The organism is Streptomyces sp. CB01373 (assembly GCF_002803075.1).
Classification (GTDB): domain Bacteria; phylum Actinomycetota; class Actinomycetes; order Streptomycetales; family Streptomycetaceae; genus Streptomyces.
Genome location: NZ_NNBK01000007.1, coordinates 70473 through 89675, shown reverse-complemented (window position 1 = coordinate 89675; position 19203 = coordinate 70473). Strand labels below are relative to the sequence as shown.

Genomic DNA, 19203 nt, shown 5'->3' with positions numbered 1-19203 from the left:
GCTTCGTACCGCCCGCGATGCGGAACGTCGCGCGGGACTGCGAACTGGGCAGGCGTCGCGGGCTCGTGCACACCGAGCCCATACGCCTCGTCTGGGCTGTCGTGGTGCCCATGGTGCTGTTCGGTGTGATCATGCTGTCGTACGGCACCTCGCTCGCCGTCGAGGACCAGCGGACCAGCGGTGCCTGGTACAACGCGTCGGGGATCCTCGCCCTGGGAGTGGTACCGCTCGTCCTGGCCGGACGGCTCGTCGCACGGGCCTGGACCCAGCCTCAGATCTGGGTCGCCCACTACGAGCGCGGGCTCGTACGGTGGGTCACCGGGAGGGCGCCCGAGGTCTACGAGTGGGACGAGATCGCGGGCATCACGCGGCAGGAGACCAAGGTGACCAACGGGCTCACCGGCGCCACCTGGCGCACACTCACCGTGATCCCCGAGGAGGGCGCCCCGATCGTGGTGAGCGACTCCTACAAGGGTCTCGCCCGGTTCGCCGACGACCTCGACGCCGCGTTCAGCCGGGTGCGGCTGTCCCGGGACGCGGCCCGCCTGGAGGCGGGCGAGCGGATCGACTTCTTACTCGTCCATCTCGACCCCGCGGGGATCGGACACCTCGACCGGCGCCTGGACTGGCCGGAGGTGGAGCGGGTCGAGGTGAAGGAGGGCCTCCTGGCAATCCACCAACTCGGCCTCACGAAGCCCTGGTTGTCCATCCCCTCGTCCGCCGTCCGCAATGTGCGGGTCTTCCTGTCCCTCGCCGAGGCGCTGCGGCGACAGCACCGCCCGAACCCCACGAGATAGCTCGACGGCTCACGCCGGCCTGCGGGGGCCTGACCAGGCGCAGCCGCTTCCTGCCGGAGCATGATCATCCCGCTGGGTCGTGCGTGCCCTCAGGCCTCGACTGTGACCGCAGTGACGAATCCGTCGGCATCGATACGGACGGCCGGCCAATAGCCGGACGAGAAATGCCGACCGCACGAGTCGTCGAGATGCAGGACGAGGTCACCGCCCGGGTGGACCTCGACCGTCTCCAGCATGAGGTCCTCCGCCGCCTCGTCCAGCTCTGCCGGCTCCGGGGGCCCTTCGCTGAACTTCGCGACGACGGCATCGGACGCGCGGCGGCGCCAGCCGGATTCATCCGCGAAGAAAGCGGCCAGGCGGGAAACGAGGTCCACCGCTTCCGCGGGGTCCGCGGTCCGGAGCATGAGCTCCGGCTCTCCGCCCGTCGCGTACCAGTCGTGGATCAGCACCTCACCGTCGCTGAGCGTCGTGGTCGCCCGGGTGAACACGCCCCACTCCGAAGGGATCTGTGCGGGGTCCTGAGACATGGGCCGATCGTAACAACGGACCAGGGCCAAAAAGGGGCCCGGCCGGCGGGGCCCGGCTTGCGTTCCTGTCGCAGTCGGCAGACCTGGTCCTCCACTGCTGCCGGGGTCCGGTGCGGTGTCGTGCGGCCTGGGCCCCCGACGCCGTGCCGTGGCGCATCGGACCCTCGGGTCAGTCGCCTCGGTAGAGGGCGGTGAGCAGTTCGACCGCCGCCTGGGTCGCCGGATGCGGGTCGTCCCGCCACCAGGTGAGACGTACGGCGATGGGCTCGGCATCGCGGACCGGACGGTAGACGATGCCGGGCCGGGTGTACTGGCGCGCGGTGGACTCCGCCGTCATGCCGACGCCGCGGCCGCTGGAGATCACGGTCAGCCAGTCGTCGATGTCGCCGGTCTCCTCCGTGGCCGGGCGGGAGCCGGGCGGCCACAGCTCGGGGGTGGTGGTGCCGGTCCGCCGGTCGATCAGCAGCGTGCGCTCGCTGAGGTCGGCGAGGCGCAGTGACCGGTGTGCGGCCAGTGGGTCCTGGGCGGACAGGGCACACAGGCGCCGTTCCAGGCCGACGATGGCCCCGTCGAAGCGGCGGTCGTCCAGGGGATTGCGTACGACGGAGAGGTCGCAGGCGCCCTCCGCCAGGCCGGCGGTCGCGGAGTTGACGCGGATCAGCCGCAGCTCCGTGTCGGGGTGCGTCCGTGCCCAGCGACGCTGGAAGGCGGGCGTGTGGCGGCCGACCGCCGACCAGGCGTAGCCGATCCGCAGAGTGCTGTGGCCCGATGTGGCCTCCCGCACCAGGTCCTCCACCCCACCGAGTACCCGCCGGGCCCGGGCGACCACCCGCAGCCCGGCCGCGGTCGGGGCCACCTCGCGCGAGGTGCGCCGCAGCAGCCTCACCCCCAGGGCGCGTTCGAGAGAGGCCAGTGTCCTGGAGACCGCCGCCTGCGAGACACCCAGGACCACGGCGGCATCGGTGAAGGTGCCCTCCTCCACGATGGCCACGAGACAGCGCAACTGGCGCAGCTCCACATCCATGACTCAACTGTATGGATCCCGCTGCGGACGCATTTTGCGCATGCACCGCCGAGCCGCACCATCAGGTCATGCGTAACGCACCCGTCGCGGCGTCCCTGCCATCCGCTTCCTCGACCGGCCCCTCGGCCCCTGCCCCGTCCGGCGATCGGCTGGCCGGGGTGGTCACGATGGCCGGCAGCGGCCTGTCGAACCAGATCGGTGCCGCGATCGGCTCCCATGCCTTCCCCGTGATCGGCCCGGTCGGCGTCGTCGCGGTCCGTCAGTACGTCGCCGCGATCGTCCTCTTCGCCGTAGGCCGACCACGCCCGCAGGATTTCACCCGGGCGCAGTGGTGGCCGGTGCTGGGGCTGGCCGTGGTGTTCGGGACCATGAACCTGTCCCTCTACACGGCCATCGACCGCATCGGCCTCGGCCTGGCGGTCACGCTGGAGTTCGTCGGTCCGCTCACCATCGCCTTGGCCGCCGCACGCCGACGCGTCGACGCCGCGTGTGCGGTGATCGCCGCGGCGGGCGTCGTCGCCTTGATGCGCCCCCAGCCTTCGGCCGACTACGTGGGAATGGGCCTGGGGCTGCTGGCCGCGTGCTGCTGGGCGTCGTACATCCTCCTCAACCGCACCGTCGGCCGGCGCATCCCGGGCGCGCAGGGCTCCGCCACGGCGACCGGGATCTCCGCGCTGATGTTCCTGCCCGTCGGCATCGTCCTCGTCCTGCACCGTCCGCCGACCGCCACGGCTGTCGGCTGTGCCGTCGCGGCCGGCGTGCTGTCCTCGGCGGTGCCCTACCTCGCCGACCTGTTCACCCTGCGCCGCGTACCCGCCCAGGCGTTCGGGCTCTTCATGAGCGTCAACCCCCTCCTGGCCGCCCTCGTCGGCTGGATCGGGCTGGGCCAGAACCTGGGCTGGACGGAATGGACGAGCATCGGTGCCATCGTGGCCGCCAACACCCTCAGCACCCTTACACGGCGCAGCTGAACGGCATGTGGCCGGGTCGACGGCTGACCGTACCCGCGGCGCCTGCCGTCTCGGAGCCGGAGGTCAGCTGGTGAAGGTGAACCAGTTGATGTTGACGAAGTCCGAACTGCTGCCCGAGAAGACCAGGTAGACGTCGTGGACTCCGGTGGCGGAGGCGACGATGTTCGCGGGAACGGTCTGCCAGTTCTGCCAGCCGCCGTTGTTGGCGAAGTCGATCTCGGCGATCTTCGTGCCGCTGATGCTGTCGAGCCGCACCTGGATGGCACCGCTGACACCTGTGTCCGCGCCCGACGCCAGCCGGGCCTTGAACTGGTTCGGGGAGGCCGCACCGAAGTCGACGGAGGAGTACTTCAGCCAGTCGCCGTTCGAGATGTAGCCCACGTCGCTGCCGCCGCCGATGTCGGAGCAGCTCTCGGTCATGGTCCCGCTCTGCGCCGAGTAGGACTCGGCCTGGATGGTGCTGTAGGCGCTGACGCTGCCCGAGCCGCCGCCGGATCCTCCACCGGAGCCGCCGGCGCCCAGGGTGATGGTCCACGAGGTGGGCGCCCCGTCCTGGATGTGCCCGTCGACGGGAGCCGAGCCGGTGGGGCCGACGTCGTCGTAGGGGAAGGCGTAGCCGATGCCGGCGTACTTGTGGACGAGCCGCGCGTAGTGGTTGGTGATCGAGTCCTGGTAGTACTGCGAAGGTGTCACGCCGTCGGGCTGGTTGTTCCCGCCCGGGACCAGGAGCGAGCTGCGGTTGAGCGCGGCGGCGAGCCGGGCGGCGATCGCCCCGCGCGCGTCCGACCCGGAGTTGTAGAGGGGACCGGACGCGCAGCCGAAGATGTCGACGGCGCTCGGCTTGGTGAACGGCACGCCGTTGGTGTTGAGACCGGAGAAGACGATGGCGTTGCCCGAGACGGTGCCGGTGTAGGAACCGATGCCGCCCTGGCCGTTGATGGTCAGCGGGGTGGAGGCGTAGTGGCTCCAGACCCGGTTCAGGTAGTCGTCCCAGTAGTTGCCGAAGTCCACCGGCGAGTGCGAGGGCGACATGACGCGCAGCACCGCACCGGAGGAGTCGGTGACCACCAGCCTGTCCCAGGGAGCTCCGTCGGAGGCGTGCTGGGTCTTCAGGCCGGAGGCGATGGAGGCGAGGGCGCCGGAGGGCAGCGGGCTGACCGACTGGGTGCCCCCGCTGCCGGTGCTGGCCATCGAGACCGGCAGCGCGACCATGTCGACGTAGGAGATGTTGGCGTAGAGATTGGCGCTGTTGAAGGTGAACTCGCAGAACGTCCAGTTGGTGGCCCAGTTGGGGTCGGAGCTGACCAGGGCGGGCTGGACCACGCCGGGCACGGCGCCCGGGTTGACGAAGAACTGGAGTTTCTGCCCGACCGAGAACCAGACACGGCCGCCGATGATGTAGTCGGTCAGGGTGACGGTCTTGGCGGCCGAACCGGAGGCGCCCAGCGCAATGGAGTAGTCGGCGACGGGGGTCACCGGGGACGACGGGTTGGGCAGCCGGTTCAGGACGCCGTTCGCTGAGACGAAGACCGGCCAGCCGCTGCTGTCGGTGCCGGATATGTAGGCGTAGACGGTGTCGTGGCCGGAGTTGTTCGCCAGTTTCACGGGGAGCGAGACTCCCGCTGCCGCCGCGGTGGAAGTCATCGGCGAGAACGGTGAGAACGGGCTGAGCGCAGCCGCACCGGTGACGGCGCCGGCCGCGGCCAGGAAGGAACGTCGGGAAACCACAGGGGCCCTCCCGGAGGGGTGATGGTCCGTCAACAATGTGACGGGATGGGGGGTGTTGTTTCGTGTGGGGTTCTGTGCGGGGGTGACGCTATTGGACTGGACCAAGTCAGTCAAGGTTGCGGAACCGTTGTCTCCGGGCAGTGATGCCCGCGCCCCCGTCAGGGCCCCGCGCTTGAAGCCCACGCGGTCCGGGGTGACCGGCACACTCGGCCGACTACCGGCTGTTCTGGCGGCTGTCCGGGCTCAGCAGGCCCCTGACGAATGGGGAATGCTGGAGTCTCTTTGGAGGATCAGCGTGCCGCCTTCTCCCACGGTCTGACACCGAGCTTTCCGGTGGTCCCGAGGTCGAGGTGTGGGGTCACCGTCACCGGCGCGGCACCATCCTTCGCCCGGACCCGCACATAGGGCACGTTGACCGGCGTACCGAACTCGGTGGTGTTGCGCCAGACCAGGCCGGCTGTGGCCGACTCGCCGGGCTCGAGGGTGACAGGCCGGGGCTGTTCGTCGGGCCCGGCGCCGGTGGTGATCTCGCCACTGCCGTCGAGGATCTCGACGCCGTCGACGGGCTTGCGGTCGTCGTCCAGCAGTTCCAGCAGGGGATAGCCCTCGACGGAGTAGGGGCGCGTTCCGCAGTTGTCGAGGTGAAGGCCCACGACGCGCAGCCCCATGGCCGCGTCGCCCTCGTCCGCGCTGACCCGGATCCCGGAGTCGGGGCACGTGCCCGGATCGGCCGGTGCCTCGCCCGCAGGAACCTTGGTCACTTCGAGTACCTGGGCGCGCGTCACCCGCGGCGCGGTGGGCGGCAGTTCCCCGGCTCGGAGCGTGCCGCGCACGGTCTTTCCGGGGCCGACGTCGCGTACGGTCTCGGTCCGGTTGGTCACTGCCCCGCCGCCACTGCTCTCGAAGGTGAAGATGACCGTGTAGGTCAGGGGCTCGGCGCTCTCATTGGTGACCTCATAGGCGGCGGAGATGCCCGAGTCCGAGCCCGTGGTGAGCCCGTCGGCGGAGACGGAGTAGCTGCCAGTGGGCGAGGGAGTGGCTGACGGGAGGGTGAGCGACGTGATCCGTACGCCGTCCTTGCCCGGATCGTCGATCCGCATGCTGCCGCCTTGAGGCGCGGCCGCGTCGGCACCGGTGTTCCCGGCACCCGCATGCTCCGTGCCGCAGGCCGTGAGTAGCAGAGCTGCCGCAGCGAGAGCCGACAGGAAAGGGGCGGTCGTGGTGAAAGCCGGGTGCAGGGAAACGGGTTTGGGCATGCGGCCATCTCATCAAGGCACGAACCACGCGTGTGCGATGGAGCTCACAGTTCCGGTCACAGGGGTGTCACAGGTGGAGCCGGAGAAACGCGGCCCCCCGACATGTCGCAGCCGTCCGGCCCAGCGCGGCACGGCGATCGACCGGTCAGGTCGCTCGTCGTGCCGCGGCGGGGAAGGCGCCGTCCGTGGGCCGCATCACGCGGAAGCCGATGCGGCCCACGACCGCGTCAACCGGTTGTCCAGGTGCCCGTGCGCGGTGCCCCCGTTCCGAGGTCCTGGGAACGACTCGCGCACACCCAAGGACCGGGTCAGCAGTACAGGTTGGCGCCCGCCGACACGCCCAGAATCTGCGTGAACTGCTGGTACGTGGTCACACGGCTCTGCACCTGGGCGGGATTCCTGCCGTCGCACTCGAGGGAACCGTTGATGGAACGGATCGTCTGGCCGAAGCCCGCGCCGTTGACCATGGCGTTGTGCGGGGTCATGCTGCCGGGGCCGGACTGGGTGTTCCAGTACCAGAGGCCCGTCTTCCACGCCACGGAGGCGTCGGTCTGCACCAGCGACGGGTTGTTGAGCAGGTCGATGCCGAGCGCATCACCCGCGGCCTTGTAGTTGAAGTTCCAGCTGAGCTGGATGGGGCCGCGCCCGTAGTAGGCCGACTGGCCGGCCGGGCAGCCGTACGGCTGGCTCCAGTCGCAGTAGTGCGGATAGTTGGCGGTGTTCTGCTCGACGACGTGAACCAGTCCGCCCGTCTCGTGGCTGACGTTGGCGAGGAAAGCGGCTGCCTCCTGCTTCTTGGTCTCGTCGCCGCCGGTGTTGGCGAAGCCGGGGTAGGCGTTGAGTGCGGCGGTCAGGCCACTGTAGGTGTAGAAGCCGTTGCGGTTCGGGAACATCTGGTTGAACTGGGCTTCGGAGACAACGAAGTTGCCGACGGGAGTGCCGCTGCCGCTGCCGCTGCCGCTGTCGCAGTTGTACGGCGTCCAGTACCAGGTGCTGATGACCGGGTCGTAGCCCGGGTTGTCGTGTTCAGCGATGTACGCCTTGCCGTCCGTGTAGCGGACGATGTCACCGGTGACGTACGCCTTGCCGGCCACCCAGCTCGGGTAGCTCGAACAGGTGGCGGCGGACGCGCTGCTGGTCGGCACCAGCACCGGTACGGCGGCGGAGAGGGCGAGCGCGGTCACGACCGCGGAGATACGACGCCTCGACACGGAATCAACTCCTTGACGGAGAACGGTCGTACCCGGCGCGGGCAGGACGGAGCGAGCCTTGTGCGCGTGCCGTCGGAACCGGATGGGGGCGCGGGGCCGACCGTGGTGGGGGGTGTGAGGCACACTCAACCGTATTGGTCTGTACCAGTCAAGGCGCAGCCCGATCGGCGGCGAAGGTATGACGGGCGGGAGGCACCGCCAAGCTCGGCGGGACGCTGCTCCCGGGGGCGGTGCGACCGCCCTGTCAACTGGCCTGCTCACCATCCGACTTGAGGCACCGCCGCCAACTGGGACACGACACCCGCCCTCCCTCACGCATGCCCGACTTCCCGCTGGTTGAGCACGCCGGCGCGGTAGGTGCCCGGGGCGGTGCCCATGGCCTGGGTGAAGATGCCGACGAAGGCGCTGGTCGAGGCCCATCCGCAGGCGTGGGCGGTGTCGGTGACGGTGGCGCCCTCGGCGAGCAGCACCATGGCGTCGAAGAGGCGGGTGCATCGGCTGCTCTGCGACGCGGCGGAGTCGGTCGCGCAGGACCGCTTCGATGTGGCGGGTCTCGGCGCGGGTGAGTTCGGGGCTCGTGAGGGCGATGAGGAGTTCGCGTACGAGTACGTCGACGGCGATGACGGCCGGTGTCCGGGTGTCGGGCAGGGGTTTCGTGTCCTGGGCGGAGAAGCCGACGGTGTGGAAGCGGCTGTGGCCGTAGAAGCGGTGCTCGTGCCAGGTGTGTGCGGGGATCCACAGGGCCCGGTCGTTCGGTGCGATCCAGGAGCCGTGCTCGGTACGGATCGCCGGCACGCCGGAGCTGACGTAGATCAGCTGGTGGTCGTCGTGGCGGTGGCGGTCGATGACGTTGGTCCCAAACACGCATCATCGAGCCGGCGTTGGAGCCGAACAGGCAGCCGTTCGACTGTTACCAGTCCCACACGTACGTGGGGTCACCGCCGGACCGCAGCCTCAGGTCGGCCAGGCAGTACTGGTCTCTCCAACTGCCGTTGGCGGAGTACACGATGTGCAACTGGCCGTTGGGGTCCTTGATGGCTTCCGGACCCTCGTTGATGAAGGGGTTGCCGACCACCCGCTCCCAACTCTCCCGCGGCTGCGAGACGATGTACCTCGCACCGGTCGGCGTGGTCGGGTTGCTCATCCGGGCGATGTAGAGGTTCTGCTCGACATTGGTGTCGCCCGCCCATCCCGACCAGACGAACCAGCGCTGCCCCGAGAAGGTGAACATGGTCCCGTCGATCGCCCACCTGTCGTCCGGCAGGGCAAGCTGCGTCTCGGCTGTGTACCCGCTGTCCGGAGAGGCGGAGCTGATGACGAACACCCGGTGGTTCGCTCCGACCGGCCGTGAAGTAGATGTAGAAGCGGCCACCGTCTGCGACCAGTTCGGGAGCCCAGACCTCACCGCGGCCACGGGTGTCCGACCAGACCTGCCGGGCGCCCATGCGAGCGCGTCCGTCGACGTGGCCTGCCGGACGGCGATGCCTGCGCCGGTCGACTGCACGGAGATATAGGTGCTTCCGACATGGATCACACTCGGGTCCGCCGCACGCAGCGGTGTCTGGCTCGCCTGGGCCGGCCCGATGGAGGTCAGTGAGATCGCGGCCACCAGGACCGCGAACAGGAGGCGCTTCACGGTGCCGCGTTGAGCAGGTCGAGGGCGCTCTGCTGGCGTGCCGCGTCCAGTTTGTCGACCGGTCCCGACCAGCGCAGTCCGTACTGGTCGAGGGCGTTCCGGTCGCTCGTGCGGGCCCGGTCCGCCTGGCGTTGCAGATAGACGGTGTACGGATGGTCCGGCAGCGCCGCGTTGAGCTTGCCCAGGCCGCGCACATGGGCACCCTTGAAGGACGGCCCGTCGCCGCCGCAGTCCCCGCTCTCGCACGGGTCTCGCAGGATGCCGTCGGCGGTGTGCAGGGAGGAGGCCGTGGTCGAGGCGTCGGCGATCTGCCGAGCGCGGGTGAGCAGCGTCCCGTCGCCCGTCGCCCGGTTCAGCTCGGTGAGCGCACCGAGCAGCACGCCCTGGTTGTACGACCACACGGCCTGGCCGTTGTTGCGGCAGGTGGACAGGTCTATGCCGTCGTTGACCAGGTTCGAGCCGTTGACCATGCCGGTGCCCTGGAACCAGGACCAGCCGGCGCGGGCCCGGTCGAGATACGTGGTGTCACCCGGGATGCGGTTGTGCAGGGCGGCGCTGAGCTGGATGTAGAGGGAGTTGGCGATGGCGTTCTTGTACGTCCTCGCCGTACTCCACCACACTCCGCCGCCGCAGGTGCCGTCCCAGTAGGCGGCCATGTGGTCGGCGTCGGCGCGGGCGGTGTTCAGGTAGCGGCTGTCACCGGTCAGGTCGTACGCGGCGATCCACGCGAGCCCCCACCAGCCGGTGTCGTCGATGTACTCGTTGCGGAACTGCCCGTTTCGTGTGTTCACATTCAGGTCGTACGTGCGGGAGATCGCGTACGAGTAACTGCCCATCCCTGACACGCGGATGTTGTCGATGACGGCAGTCAGCGCGTTCGCGGAGTTCCACCAGCCGGTGGTGTCGAACAGGCCGGTCGAGTTGTTGTAGAAGGTCATCAGGCCGGTGGCCGCAGCGGTTCGCCGGTCGCCGGCGTTCCACGTGACGCGCGCCCACGGGGTGCAGGCGATCTCGGCGCGGTCGCCGGCCTTGCCGCAGGCGCGCAGCGCGCCGACGCCGCGATTGTTCCAGTCGTCGATGTTGTACATGAGCGTGCGCCAACCCCGTTGCCCGGAAGGAACGGTGGTGTCACCGAGCTTGCTGCCCGAACTCCAAGTGCGGCCGCCGTCGAAGGAGCGGTCGAGCCAGACCTCGTCGCCCGGGTTGCCGTTGCCGATGGACGCCCAGCCCATCGCGTCGGCGTCGTCGAAGTGGAGGGCGATGGACCGCCCGTAGACGGCCGCCGTGACCGGGACGCGGTCGCCGGGGGAGAGTGCGGGGTCACGGGCGTCGCAGTATCTGTTGCAGACGGTCGCGTTGACGGCGGTGCCGGCGGCGGACGCCGACTGCGGGGCGAGGCCTGCGAGAAGCGCGAGGGCGAACGCGGCGGCCGACTGCCCGACGGTGACAAGCCTCGTTGCCCTACGGGACCTTCGTACTGGAGTCATGGGGCCTCCCCGTCAACGCGACGCCCCCTGCCCTCGCCGTGGACCTGCCGACGTCGCTTCGCAGCAGCACAGGTGACGGAGTGGCCCGGGGCATGCCGTGGATGAATAGTGAGAGCGCTCTCGGAAGGTAGTGAAGGGAAATGGGAGCGTCAATGGGTTTGTCACGTACGGGAGGACGGCTCACGTGGCGGGTGCGCTGCCGACCGCGACGGGCGCCGTACTCCTACCGACGTGGCTGCGAGCGCGCGAGGAGACCGCACCGCCGGCAGTGGCCGAGAGGGAGTCGCTGCGTCGTGCATGGGACATCCGGCAGTATGACCCTGTGCCCTCCCTCCCAAGAACCCAGGACCGCGCCGCAGGCGCCGCCGCCCCGGTACGGATCCGCCTGGCGGCGGCCTCGGCCGCGGTGCTGACCGTCGCCGCGGGGCTGGGACTCAGGGCCGTCACGGCGGGGAGCGTCGGCAAGTACGGTGGAGACGCGCTGTACACCGTGCTGCTTCTGACCCTCGTCGTTCTGGTGGCGCCCCGGGTGACGCCCCTGACGGCCGCCGCAAGCGCGTTGGCCATCAGTTGGGGGATCGAGTTCCTGCAGCTCAGTGAGGTGCTGGCCGAGCTCTCCCGGCGCAGTACCGTCGCCCGCCTCGTACTCGGCTCCACCTTCAACCCGCCCGACCTGCTCTGGTACGTGGTCGGCGCCGCCGCGGGCTGGCTCGTCCTCACCGCGGTGAGGAGGGAGGCGTAGGGCCTGCTGGTCGCCCACCGGAGCTTGTCACCGACCCCCCCACCGTCCACGGCCTGGTCTTGGACCCCGCTGACGTAGCGGTGTGCGTTGTTGCCCGGGCTCGGTTCACGATTCGTCGCGGTGCGTGAGGTGGCCGTCGGTGAGCCGCCAGTAGTGCTGGTGATCGGTCAGCTGCCACGTCTCGTCGGCGGCGATGGCCTGCGTGATCCATTCGTGCAGTTGCGGGAGGGCATGCTCCTGTAGAACAGCGCGGGTGGCAGCACGTTCAGTGGCATCGACCGGGTGGACGTCTATGTAGACGCCGACCATGTCCGGGTGGACGCCGCGGCCGTAGTTGCGCGGGTTCGGAGCGAGCCATTGTGCTCCCAGGACGATGGTCCCGCTGCCATGCCCCGTGACGAACTGCAGGTCCTTGACGCGGCTCATGTAAGGGCCGAGACACCCGTTGATGTCGGTGGTGGTCAGGGGCCAGGCGCGGTGCCGGGGGAGTCTTCGATTTCGTGCGGACATGGCAAGCAGAATGACAGAAGGTCACTGTCGGCTCCCGCGGGTTTTTGCGGCCTGCTCCAGCAGCGCCCGTGCGGAGTCCGCGCATGGCGGCGCTGATCCAGTGGTTCGACCATCGTCGGCGGCTCGATCCTTTCAGGCAGTTGAGCCTCCGTCAGATTCAAGGTGATTCATCGCGACGGGGCGTGGAGACTCGATCCGTGATCGTTCTCATCCTGTTGACAAAATGAGGCAAAGGGTAACTGCTGTGAACCGGTTCGTACTTCCCGACGAGTCCGTGCTTCGGGCCCGGGAGAAGCTTGTCCTCGACCACTTCCGTGATGAGGTCGCACAGGACTGGGACGCCACCCTGTCCACCTTTCCGCACCCCCACTACGAACTCATGGCGTCGATGCAGGTGCACGAAGGTGATGCCGAAGTGCGTGCGTACTACGACGACACGCGCGTCGCCTTCCCTGACCAACGTCACGAGCTCATTGCCTTCCGGCATAGCGTCGACGCCGTCATCGTGGAGTTCTGGCTTCTGGGCACACATCTCGGACCTCTCGGCAAGATCCCGCCGACGGGCGCCACTCATCGCACGCGCATGAACGCGTACTTCATCTTCGACGAGAACGAGAACCTCGTGACCGAGCGGATCTACTTTGATCAGCTGAGCGTTCTCAGGCAACTGGTCGCGGGCGTGGACAGGCGCAGGCCGAGCGGCCTGCTCAAGCTCATCCGGATGGTCAGGGGCGCCCTCTCCATGGCCGCCGGCAGTCCCGACCCCCGGCTCACCGACACGACAGCGCCCGACCTCGTCCGCTGACCGCGGCCAGGGTGTCTCGCGTCCGCCTCCCGCACCACCTAGGCCCCATGACCACGGCGGCCTGACACCCCTGCCGCTGCCTTGCCTCCAGGAGGAGTTGTCGTGAGCACCTTGCTGTCCGACTTCGGGGCAGACCCTCCGCCTGCGCGGGCGGCGGGGGGGGCGTTAACCTGTTCGCCTCCAACCCCGTCCCCGTCTGGTGCTGGTGGCGCCGAACGGTTGGGGGTGTGTTGTGCGGACTTGAGGGGGATTCCTTCCCGTCTTGCCGGGGGCGGGTGAGAGGCGTGGTCAGCCCTGGGCGGTGCGGGAGACGTGCTGCCAGTCGGCCCAGGTCTGAAGGCGCTGGGCGTACAGCGGCTCGACGATCTCGATCGGCTCGGTGCCGAAGAACACGCGCAGCGGCGGTGTGTCGGCATCGACGATCTGCAGCAGAGCGGCACCGGCGTCGGCAGGGTCGGCGTACCGGGCGTCGCCGAAGCGCGCCGTGATGGCCTCGCGGACCTGGTCGTAGGCGGGGTTCGGCGTGGCGCGTGTGGCGGAGGAGCCGGCCCAGTCGGTGCTGAAGCCGCCCGGCTCGACGATGGTCACCTTGATCCCGGCGCCGGCGACTTCGTGGGCCAGGGCCTCGCTGAATCCTTCGAGCGCCCACTTGGACGCGTGATAGGCGCCGAGCGACGGGAACGCGGCGACGCCGCCGACGGACGATATCTGCACGATGTGGCCGCTGCCCTGTGCGCGCATGATCGGCAGGGCAGCCTGGGTGACCCAGAACGCGCCGAAGAGGTTGGTCTCCATCTGGTCGCGCAGCTGCTGTTCGCTGACCTCCTCGACCATGCCGAACAGCCCGTAGCCGGCGTTGTTGACCACGACGTCGAGCCGGCCGAACTTCTCATGCGCGGCGGCGACCGCGGCGGCGACGGCCGCCTTGTCGGTGACGTCCAGCGTCAGCGGCAGCACAGCGTCGTCGCCGTATGCCGCGACCAGGTCGTCCAGCGCTTCCACCTTCCGGGCGGTAGCGGCGACCTTGTCGCCCCGCTTCAGTGCGGACTCGGCGAACGCACGGCCGAACCCTCGGGACGTACCAGTGATGAACCAGACCTTGCTCATGACTTCTCCTCACGGTCAGGCCTCCGGAGCCGTCCCCGGGGGTCTGCTCTCACCGTAACCCAGAAACTTAGACTCGTCTAAAAATGCACTCATCCAGAAATCGACCCTTAGGGTGGGACGCGTGAAAGAACCCATGAATCTGCGGGAGCGCAAGAAGCTGGCGACCTGGCGCGGGATCCAGTCCGCCGCGCTGCGGCTGTTCGACGAGCAGGGTTACGAGGCCACGACCATCGAGCAGATCGCCGCCGCCGCGAACGTCTCGCGCGCCACCTTCTTCAACTACTTCGTCGGCAAGGACGCGGTGCTCCTCGACCAGGACCCCGAGGAGCGGTTCGCGTGGCAGGACCTGTTGGGCGGCCGTCCGGCGGACGAGCCGCTCTGGGACTCACTGACCGCGATCCTGACGGGGTTCTGCGAGGGCTTGCGGGAGCGGATGCCGCTGCAGCGCCGCCTGAAAGCGGAGTCGCCCGCGTTCGCCCAGTCCGCGCAGAGCTTCGGCGAGCAGTTCTTCACCGACCTGAGGGAGTGGGTGGCATCCCGCGCCGCACCGTCGGACGCTCTGAGCGCGACGCTGCAGATGAACCTCGCCGTCGCCGCGACCATGACGGCGTATCAGACCTGGCCCGCGGACGAGCCCTTCGACGGATTCCTGCGACGCCTCAGCCTCTGCCTCCGTCAGGCGCGGCCGAGCGCGAGCACCGACTGAAGCATGGGATCGCGCCGACGCACCCGCTGGGCGGCGGCATCCGCAAGGCCGCAGGCACCCAGCAGCTCGCCGCCGCGGCGCTGAAGGCCGCCGCCCGGTTCTCCCCGCTCAAGAACCGGCACGTCACCTTCCTGGGGCGCCACCTGCTCGACATCCAGGCCGGCGGCCCCGGCCTGCGCCCCTTCCATGCCCCGGACACCGCCGAGGCTACGAGGGCGAGGACTGATCGGCGGCCCTGGTGAAGGGCCCGTTCAGGCGGGTTCGGCGTTGAGGGCGCGTCCGGCGGGGCTGCGGGTGTGAACCCACGCGGGCAGGGCGGTCAACGCCCCGACTGCGAGCAGTATGACGAGTACGGCGGTCAGCAGCCACGATCCCGGGGGCGTGACCTGCGTGCCGAAGAGCCAGTACAGGCCGAGCCCCGCCGGAACACCCGCCGCCACTCCGGGCACGGCGGGCAGGAGTTGCGCGACGCAGAGCGCCGAGACGATCTGGCCGGGTGTGGCGCCGAGGGTACGGGCGATGGTCAGAGCGCGCCGAGCCTGTACGGCGGTGCTCCAGCCGAGGAGCACGGTGTTCAGCGTGGACAGCGCCACCATCGCGAGCGTGACGGCGAGCAGCACCTGGCCGGTCTGGTCGCTCCGCACTTCGATGGGGCCGAACCGCTTGAAGTCGGGGGCCGCGTCGAGTTCGGTGCGCCAGGTGAGCAGCGCGGTGACCATGATGGTGGTGGCGGCCAGGGCGGCGGATGCCAGCGCCGCGCGGCCGGGCCGGCGGGCGAGCAGCCGGATGCCGAGCAGGAACGAGGTGGGCAGGTACGCCGTCACGGCGTTCAGGCGCGGGTGGTGCGTGAGCATGTGAGCGGGGTCGGCCAGGGCGTGGACGGTGCTGGTGCGGGCGGCGCGCAGGGCGGGGCCGAGCGCACCGGTCACGGCGACCATGCTGGCGAGGAGGACCGCGGCGAAGACGGTGCCGGAGTCCGGAGGGCTGACGGTGTCGAGCAGCCCGGCACTGGGATCGACCAGGCGGGGTGCGGACAGGGTCCCGGCGGTCAGTCCGAGCGCCGTGGCCAGGAAGGTCAGCAGCAGGTACTGCGCCAGCAGTAGGGCGGTGACGGTGCCGGGGCCGGCGCCGACAGCCTTGAGCAGTGCGGCACGCCGGTTGTCGCGGACGGCACGTGCGGTGGCGAGCGCGCCGAGGGTGACGATCGCGGCGACGGCGAGCAGCCAGCCGCCGATGACCAGGGCAGGCTGGGTGCCCTCGATCATGTTCGTATTTGTTCGGAGGACGTCCTGCCAGGTGTGGGTGTTGACCCAGGAGTCGCCCGTGCGGTCGGAGGAGAACACGGTCTCGAGCCATCGGAGGGACGCGACGGGGTCGGTCAGCTTCAGATGGATCACATGGACACCGGGGGTGTCGCCGGCTGCCGCGTGGGCGTCAGCTGTGGTGAGCCAGATCCTGCCGCCGTAGTCGGACGGCCCGGGCCCCTGGGCCCAGTCACTCCACGGATACACCGGGGTGGCCGCGCTGATCGCGACCCCGACGACCGGATAGCTGCGCCCGCTGATGGTGACGCGGTCGCCGGCGTGCACGCCGAGCGACTGCGCGAAGCCGCGCTCGACCACCGCGCCCCCAGGACGCACCCAGGTACCGGAGGTCACCAGCGGACGGTCCACGGCGGACGGTGAGCTGTCGCGCCCCTCGACCGAGGAGTGCGCGGTATGGCCGTGCGCCCGGACGCTGGTGTCGAACGCGAAGACCGGGTCGGCCTGCGCGGCCACACCGGGCGCGTCTGCGAGGCTCGCGGCCAGGCCGGACGGGTCCGTGGCCGTCGTAATGGCGATGATGTCGGGGCCGGCGGTGGCCGCGCGCGTCTTCGCGTACCCGGTGGCCACGGCGTTGCTGGTCGCCAGCCCGAGGGTCAGGCTGGCGGTGGCGATGGTGACGGCGAGCAGGAACATGAGGGCCTCGCCGGGACGGCGGCGCAGGTCGTGCAGGCTCAGACGCCACATCAACAGCAGGTGTCCCACGGTCAGTCCTCCCAGCTCAGCAGGGCGCCGAGCCCTGTGCTGCAGCCGGCGCCGTCCAGGCGGGTGTCGTCGGCCAACGTCCCGTCGCGCAAGGAGACGATGCGGTCCGCCGTGGCGGCGACCCGCTCGTCGTGGGTGACCATGACCAGGGTCTGGCCGGCGGCACGCAGCTCGTCGAAGAGCCGGAGGATGTCCTGGGTGGCGGCGCTGTCGAGGTTGCCGGTGGGCTCGTCCGCGAGAACCACCAGCGGGTTGTTGACCAGGGCGCGGGCGATGGCGACCCGCTGCCGCTGCCCGCCGGAGAGCTCGGAGGGCAGATGCCGGGCGCGTTCGGAGAGTCCGACCTGGTGGAGCAGTTCGGCGGCACGGATGCGGGCGGTGCGCGGAGAGGCCCCGGCGAGCAGCGCGGGCAGCTCGACGTTCTGCGCCGCGGTCAGCTCGTGCATCAGGTGGTAGGCCTGGAAGACGAATCCCACAGCGCGGCGCCGCAGCCGGGCCAGCTCCCGTTCGCCGAGGTTGTCGATGCGCCGACCGCCGAGCCACACCTCGCCCTCGGTGGGCCGGTCAAGACCACCGAGGAGCTGCAGCAGCGTCGACTTGCCGCAGCCGCTGGGCCCCGTCACGGCAAGCGTCTGCCCGGCGGGGACATCGAGGTCGACCCCGTCGACGGCCCACACCAGACTCTCGTCCTCCCCGTACACGCGCGTCAGGCCGACCGCTCGCAGTACCGATGCGGACGCGTCGCCAGGTGCGCGGTCCCACACGTCTCTCGTCATCCGATTCCTCCGCCTTCCCCACGGAGGGCGCGGGCGGACCAGGTCCGCCCGCACGCCTCCAGCCAGTGCAGATCGGCCTGAAGCCGGAGCGCGACGCCCTCCAGAAGCAGCCCGGCCTCCGAGTCCGTGTCGTGTACGAGTGAGGCGCGCTGGGCCTCGGCGAGGCTGCGCATGAGCTCCTGCCGCCGTGCGCCCACGAGCGCGAGCGGATCGGCCAGACCCGACTCGGCGGCGGCCACCAGCTTCAGGTGGAACTCCGTCACATCCGTTTTGGGCCCGGCGCTCTCGGCCATCCACGCGGCCACCCGCCCCTGCCCGGCCGCGGTCAGCGCGTACACCTTGCGCCGTGGGCCGCGCACCGGCGTGTCCTCACGCTCCTGGACGACCAGCCCGGCCTTTTCGAGCCGGGTGAGCGTCACATAGATCTGACCCGCGTTCAGCGTCTCTCCCAGCGGTCCGAGCGCCGCAGCCAACCGCCTGCGCAGGTCGTACCCGTGCGATGGCTCCTTGACCAGCAGCGCCAGCACCACGTCCTGCACGGACCACCCTCCTCTACGACGCCTCAATAGATAGCGGTTAGCCAAATGGACGTCAAACTGGCCCCGGAACCCGGTCCGTGGCCGCGGAGGCGCATCGCCTCGGCGCCGACGGCTCACCTGCGTGAGGTGCGGACGTACTGGTGGCCTCACCCAGGCCCGTGGGTCGCGCACCGCAGCGCCTGCCCCCCCGTCGACCGGGCCCGAGGAGGCCGGGTGCCCGCCCGCAACTCCACGGCGGTCGCCGTGGTGATCGCGGCTGCCACGAACCTGCGATCAGCAGCCGCACCGAGTACCGCCTCACCTCGGGCGGCACCCTGGAGGAAGACGAGGTGTGATGGCGGCAGAGGAGGCGTGGTGCGAACCAGCGACGAGATCTATTACCGGGTCCGCTGGGACCCGCGGTTCGACCCGGCCCGGTTCGTGCTGGGGATCAGCCGGCGCGGGGACGGCGTCGAGCGCATCCCGCTGTCCTCCTTCGTGCCCGGGGGCGACATCCCGTGGCACCGGGTGGTCTTCATCGAGGCGGACGGCGAGGTGGTCTGGGACCGGGCCACGGGCGTGGACCGCGTCGACGCGTCGGGCGCCGGCCGGGTGCGTGACCCGCGAGCGGACCCGAGCCGCGACACGGAGTCCCGCAGGGGCGGGCCCGTCGGCATCCTCGACGTGTCCCCGACGGCCCGCACCGCGGTGGCCTGGATCCCGCCCGCAGAACTGTGGCCGCCGATCCAGGACATCCGCCAGGACTACGATCCGCAGATCCACCGGTGGCCGCCGCACGTCAATGTGCTCTTCGGTTTCGTGCCGGAGTCCGACTTCGAGCGGGCTGCCCCACTGCTCGCCGCGGCGACGGCCGAGACGCCCGTCTTCACCGCGCGGCTGGACGGAGTGCGCACCTTCCGGCACAGGGCGTACTTCACCGTGTGGCTCGACCCGGCGGCAGCCGGCAAGGCGCCATGGGCGGACCTGTACCACGCACTGCGGCAGCGGTTCCCGCGCTGCGGTGGGCCCGCCGAGGACTTCACCCCACATCTGTCCCTGGGCCGGACCCGCGATCCGCGGCGGGTCACCGCCGACTGCGCCATCCGGCTCGACGTCATGACGGCGACAGTCTGGGAACTCGTCCTGCTCTCACGCAGGGGGGACGGGCCGATGCGGCCACGGGCCACGGTCGCCCTGCGATCGGGCGAGGTGCGCCGGCTGCCCGCGCTCGACCCCGAAGCGCCGGGCCCGGAGGACACGGCATGGCTCTCCGCGATCAACGACAGGTGAGGCCATGCCCGGTTGGGGCAGAGCGCGGTTCTGACTCCTGCCGGGGCCGGGAAATTCCGGGCAGCGATACCGCTCACTCCATGGA

General features: G+C 70.1%; 20 protein-coding genes and 1 pseudogene. 6 read left to right on the top strand and 15 right to left on the bottom strand.

The genetic code is table 11. The features are described from left to right. Positions 1 to 17: 17 nt before the first annotated feature. A complete protein-coding gene (locus tag CG719_RS12565) occupies positions 18 to 797 on the top strand; it encodes a DUF6585 family protein (protein ID WP_100568670.1) in 780 nt (259 codons plus the stop codon). An 89-nt stretch (positions 798 to 886) separates the two neighbouring features. On the opposite strand, the gene CG719_RS12560 is transcribed toward CG719_RS12565, so the two are convergent. Then, a complete protein-coding gene (locus tag CG719_RS12560) occupies positions 887 to 1285 on the bottom strand; it encodes a hypothetical protein (protein ID WP_199836616.1) in 399 nt (132 codons plus the stop codon). A 208-nt stretch (positions 1286 to 1493) separates the two neighbouring features. Next, positions 1494 to 2348 carry a LysR family transcriptional regulator gene (locus CG719_RS12555; protein ID WP_100568668.1) on the bottom strand — a complete coding sequence of 285 codons (855 nt, stop codon included), beginning with the start codon at positions 2346 to 2348 and terminating at the stop codon, positions 1494 to 1496. Between the two features lie 68 nt (positions 2349 to 2416). On the opposite strand from CG719_RS12555, the gene CG719_RS12550 reads away from it, so the two are divergent. Further along, on the top strand, positions 2417 to 3319 hold the full coding sequence (locus CG719_RS12550) for an EamA family transporter (RefSeq protein WP_100568667.1): 903 nt from the start codon (positions 2417 to 2419) through the stop codon (positions 3317 to 3319). Positions 3320 to 3382: 63 nt separating this feature from the next. Here CG719_RS12550 and CG719_RS12545 read toward each other — a convergent pair whose 3' ends face one another. The 7 genes and pseudogenes from CG719_RS12545 to CG719_RS35365 form a co-directional block, all read right to left on the bottom strand. Continuing rightward, positions 3383 to 5047 (bottom strand): beta-1,3-glucanase family protein, encoded by a 1665-nt coding sequence (locus tag CG719_RS12545; RefSeq protein WP_100568666.1) that lies wholly within the window; start codon positions 5045 to 5047, stop codon positions 3383 to 3385. Between the two features lie 290 nt (positions 5048 to 5337). Beyond that, on the bottom strand, positions 5338 to 6303 hold the full coding sequence (locus CG719_RS12540; RefSeq protein WP_100568665.1) for a DUF4232 domain-containing protein: 966 nt from the start codon (positions 6301 to 6303) through the stop codon (positions 5338 to 5340). Between the two features lie 308 nt (positions 6304 to 6611). Further along, positions 6612 to 7514 (bottom strand): glycoside hydrolase family 19 protein, encoded by a 903-nt coding sequence (locus CG719_RS12535; RefSeq protein ID WP_100568664.1) that lies wholly within the window; start codon positions 7512 to 7514, stop codon positions 6612 to 6614. A gap of 311 nt (positions 7515 to 7825) precedes the next feature. After that, positions 7826 to 7987, bottom strand: a complete 162-nt coding sequence (locus CG719_RS36340; protein ID WP_234375566.1) for a hypothetical protein — start codon at positions 7985 to 7987, stop codon at positions 7826 to 7828. 247 nt (positions 7988 to 8234) lie between these two features. Further along, positions 8235 to 8309: pseudogene (locus tag CG719_RS36335) on the bottom strand (hypothetical protein); the annotation flags it as partial. A gap of 115 nt (positions 8310 to 8424) precedes the next feature. Then, positions 8425 to 9150: a family 43 glycosylhydrolase gene (locus CG719_RS35370; protein WP_159024861.1), complete on the bottom strand. Its 726-nt coding sequence runs from the start codon at positions 9148 to 9150 to the stop codon at positions 8425 to 8427. Next, positions 9147 to 10637: a glycoside hydrolase family 76 protein gene (locus CG719_RS35365; RefSeq protein WP_159024860.1), complete on the bottom strand. Its 1491-nt coding sequence runs from the start codon at positions 10635 to 10637 to the stop codon at positions 9147 to 9149. The genes CG719_RS35370 and CG719_RS35365 overlap by 4 nt, the downstream gene beginning before the upstream one ends. 322 nt (positions 10638 to 10959) lie before the next feature. Between CG719_RS35365 and CG719_RS12520 the strand changes: the two genes are divergently transcribed. Next, positions 10960 to 11379 carry a ribosomal maturation YjgA family protein gene (locus CG719_RS12520; protein ID WP_234375540.1) on the top strand — a complete coding sequence of 140 codons (420 nt, stop codon included), beginning with the start codon at positions 10960 to 10962 and terminating at the stop codon, positions 11377 to 11379. Positions 11380 to 11484: 105 nt separating this feature from the next. Here CG719_RS12520 and CG719_RS12515 read toward each other — a convergent pair whose 3' ends face one another. Next, positions 11485 to 11889, bottom strand: coding sequence for a hypothetical protein (locus CG719_RS12515; protein ID WP_100568663.1), 405 nt, complete (start codon positions 11887 to 11889; stop codon positions 11485 to 11487). 244 nt (positions 11890 to 12133) lie between these two features. Between CG719_RS12515 and CG719_RS12510 the strand changes: the two genes are divergently transcribed. Next, a complete protein-coding gene (locus CG719_RS12510; protein ID WP_100568662.1) occupies positions 12134 to 12694 on the top strand; it encodes an ester cyclase in 561 nt (186 codons plus the stop codon). A gap of 288 nt (positions 12695 to 12982) precedes the next feature. On the opposite strand, the gene CG719_RS12505 is transcribed toward CG719_RS12510, so the two are convergent. After that, the gene (locus tag CG719_RS12505; protein WP_100568661.1) at positions 12983 to 13801 is read right to left on the bottom strand and encodes an SDR family oxidoreductase; all 819 of its coding nucleotides are present in this window, start codon (positions 13799 to 13801) and stop codon (positions 12983 to 12985) included. A 121-nt stretch (positions 13802 to 13922) separates the two neighbouring features. Between CG719_RS12505 and CG719_RS12500 the strand changes: the two genes are divergently transcribed. After that, positions 13923 to 14507 (top strand): TetR/AcrR family transcriptional regulator, encoded by a 585-nt coding sequence (locus CG719_RS12500; RefSeq protein WP_234375539.1) that lies wholly within the window; start codon positions 13923 to 13925, stop codon positions 14505 to 14507. Here CG719_RS12500 and CG719_RS12495 read toward each other — a convergent pair. The 4 genes from CG719_RS12495 to CG719_RS12480 all read right to left on the bottom strand — a co-directional run bounded on the left by CG719_RS12495 (position 14477) and on the right by CG719_RS12480 (position 17849). After that, positions 14477 to 14695, bottom strand: coding sequence for a hypothetical protein (locus tag CG719_RS12495; RefSeq protein WP_100568659.1), 219 nt, complete (start codon positions 14693 to 14695; stop codon positions 14477 to 14479). The two genes, CG719_RS12500 and CG719_RS12495, sit on opposite strands and share 31 nt — an antisense overlap. A gap of 63 nt (positions 14696 to 14758) precedes the next feature. Next, positions 14759 to 16534 (bottom strand): ABC transporter permease, encoded by a 1776-nt coding sequence (locus tag CG719_RS12490; RefSeq protein WP_100568658.1) that lies wholly within the window; start codon positions 16532 to 16534, stop codon positions 14759 to 14761. A 2-nt stretch (positions 16535 to 16536) separates the two neighbouring features. Then, positions 16537 to 17310 (bottom strand): ABC transporter ATP-binding protein, encoded by a 774-nt coding sequence (locus tag CG719_RS12485; RefSeq protein WP_100568657.1) that lies wholly within the window; start codon positions 17308 to 17310, stop codon positions 16537 to 16539. Continuing rightward, the gene (locus CG719_RS12480; RefSeq protein WP_100568656.1) at positions 17307 to 17849 is read right to left on the bottom strand and encodes a PadR family transcriptional regulator; all 543 of its coding nucleotides are present in this window, start codon (positions 17847 to 17849) and stop codon (positions 17307 to 17309) included. The genes CG719_RS12485 and CG719_RS12480 overlap by 4 nt, the downstream gene beginning before the upstream one ends. Before the next feature lie 351 nt (positions 17850 to 18200). On the opposite strand from CG719_RS12480, the gene CG719_RS12475 reads away from it, so the two are divergent. Then, positions 18201 to 19118: an RNA repair domain-containing protein gene (locus CG719_RS12475; RefSeq protein ID WP_234375538.1), complete on the top strand. Its 918-nt coding sequence runs from the start codon at positions 18201 to 18203 to the stop codon at positions 19116 to 19118. Positions 19119 to 19203: the final 85 nt, after the last annotated feature.

Excerpts from the sequence above, each read along its gene's own strand:
- CG719_RS12565 (WP_100568670.1), top strand. The coding sequence starts at position 18 with ATGCGGAACGTCGCGCGGGACTGCGAACTGGGCAGGCGTCGCGGGCTC.
- CG719_RS12555 (WP_100568668.1), bottom strand. The coding sequence starts at position 2,348 with ATGGATGTGGAGCTGCGCCAGTTGCGCTGTCTCGTGGCCATCGTGGAG.
- CG719_RS12550 (WP_100568667.1), top strand. The coding sequence starts at position 2,417 with ATGCGTAACGCACCCGTCGCGGCGTCCCTGCCATCCGCTTCCTCGACC.
- CG719_RS12540 (WP_100568665.1), bottom strand. The coding sequence starts at position 6,303 with ATGCCCAAACCCGTTTCCCTGCACCCGGCTTTCACCACGACCGCCCCT.
- CG719_RS36340 (WP_234375566.1), bottom strand. The coding sequence starts at position 7,987 with ATGGTGCTGCTCGCCGAGGGCGCCACCGTCACCGACACCGCCCACGCC.
- CG719_RS35365 (WP_159024860.1), bottom strand. The coding sequence starts at position 10,637 with ATGACTCCAGTACGAAGGTCCCGTAGGGCAACGAGGCTTGTCACCGTC.
- CG719_RS12515 (WP_100568663.1), bottom strand. The coding sequence starts at position 11,889 with ATGTCCGCACGAAATCGAAGACTCCCCCGGCACCGCGCCTGGCCCCTG.
- CG719_RS12505 (WP_100568661.1), bottom strand. The coding sequence starts at position 13,801 with ATGAGCAAGGTCTGGTTCATCACTGGTACGTCCCGAGGGTTCGGCCGT.
- CG719_RS12495 (WP_100568659.1), bottom strand. The coding sequence starts at position 14,695 with ATGGAAGGGGCGCAGGCCGGGGCCGCCGGCCTGGATGTCGAGCAGGTG.
- CG719_RS12485 (WP_100568657.1), bottom strand. The coding sequence starts at position 17,310 with ATGACGAGAGACGTGTGGGACCGCGCACCTGGCGACGCGTCCGCATCG.